Source organism: Terrabacter aerolatus (assembly GCF_007991735.1).
Classification (GTDB): domain Bacteria; phylum Actinomycetota; class Actinomycetes; order Actinomycetales; family Dermatophilaceae; genus Terrabacter; species Terrabacter aerolatus.
Genome location: NZ_BJYX01000053.1, coordinates 1 through 1282, shown reverse-complemented (window position 1 = coordinate 1282; position 1282 = coordinate 1). Strand labels below are relative to the sequence as shown.

The following is a 1282-nucleotide window of genomic DNA, read 5'->3' as shown; positions in this document are numbered from 1 at the left end:
CGGTCTCAACCCGTCTGCGCAACGGTGAGTAGTTCGTTGAGCCTAACTGCGGGGGTGTGGAACCCGAGGGTGGCTCGGGGTCGGGTGTTGAGCAGCTGCTCGACGCGGGCGATCTCCTCGTCGGGCACGGTGGTGAAGTCGATTCCTTTGGGGAAGAACTCGCGGATCAGGCCGTTGGTGTTCTCGTTCGTGCCGCGCTGCCACGGTGAGTGTGGGTCGCAGAAGTAGACCTTGCAGTCGGCCGCGACGGTGAACCGGGCGTGCTCGGCCAGCTCGGCGCCTTGGTCCCAGGTCAGGGTCTTGACCAGGTGCGTGGGAAGCGCGGTGACCATCTCGATGAGCCGGTCGGTGACGGTGGTCGCGTCGTGCCGGGCCGGGAGCCGAGCGATCATCGTGTAGCGGGTGGCCCGCTCGACCAGGGTGATCGCCGCGGTGCGGTTCCCGGCGCCCAGGATCAGGTCCCCTTCCCAGTGTCCGGGCACGGCGCGGTCGCTGACCTCGGCCGGGCGGGCCGTGATGGTGGCGTCCCCGACCCAGGACTTCCCTCGGGGGCGGGCGGCCAGCTTCGAGGCCGGGACGCGCGAGGTGCGCCCGCTGCGCAGCGCCTTGTCCCGGGCCAGCTCCGCGCGCAGGCTGCCGCGGCCCTGGACGTACAGCGCCTGGTAGAGCGTCTCGTGGGAGATCTGCATGGACTCATCCTGCGGGTAGCGCAACGCCAGCTCGCCCTGGATCTGCTGCGGGGACCAGTGCGCGTTCAACCCCTCGATGACCGCCGCCCGCAGCGCGGCGTACTCGGCTCGGTCCAGCTTCCGCGGCTGGGGTCGGGCCCGGTTGGCGACGGCACGCGCCTGCGCGACCCGGACCGAGTACACCCCGGCGACCCGGTGGCGGGTCAGCTCCCGGGACACGCTCGAGCGGTGCACACCCAGCTCGGCAGCGATCCGGGCCGGGCGCTGGCCCTCCCGCAGCCGCACCGCGATCAAGGCCCGACCGGCCTCGGTCAGCCGGCCTCGCGGGTCAGTGAAGTCACCCTGGATCACCGGCGCGGTAGGGCGCAGCAGGCCACCGACAGGGCCCATCCGAAACGTCATGCCGGCCACCTTGGCCCACCGGCCCACCGTGCGGCGGTCCACCCCGACCCGCCGCGCTACCTCCATCGCCGCCAGACCCTGCTCCAGCAGCCCCAACACCTGTTGTCGCTGAGCGAACGAGTACGTCCCCGGGATCCCACCCATCGCCTGCCTCCACACGAAACCGTGTTGCACAGACGATCTGAGGCCAA

The 1282-nt window shown here is 71.2% G+C and carries 1 protein-coding gene; it reads right to left on the bottom strand.

The genetic code is table 11. The features are described 5' to 3' along the window. Nucleotides 1–5 precede the first annotated feature (5 nt). Nucleotides 6–1235, bottom strand: coding sequence for an IS30 family transposase (locus tag TAE01_RS20350; RefSeq protein WP_147068628.1), 1230 nt, complete (start codon nucleotides 1233–1235; stop codon nucleotides 6–8). Between the last annotated feature and the right edge of the window lie 47 nt (nucleotides 1236–1282).

Bases quoted from the DNA above. Each gene is read 5' to 3' on its own strand.
- TAE01_RS20350 (WP_147068628.1), bottom strand. From the start codon at position 1,235: ATGGGTGGGATCCCGGGGACGTACTCGTTCGCTCAGCGACAACAGGTG.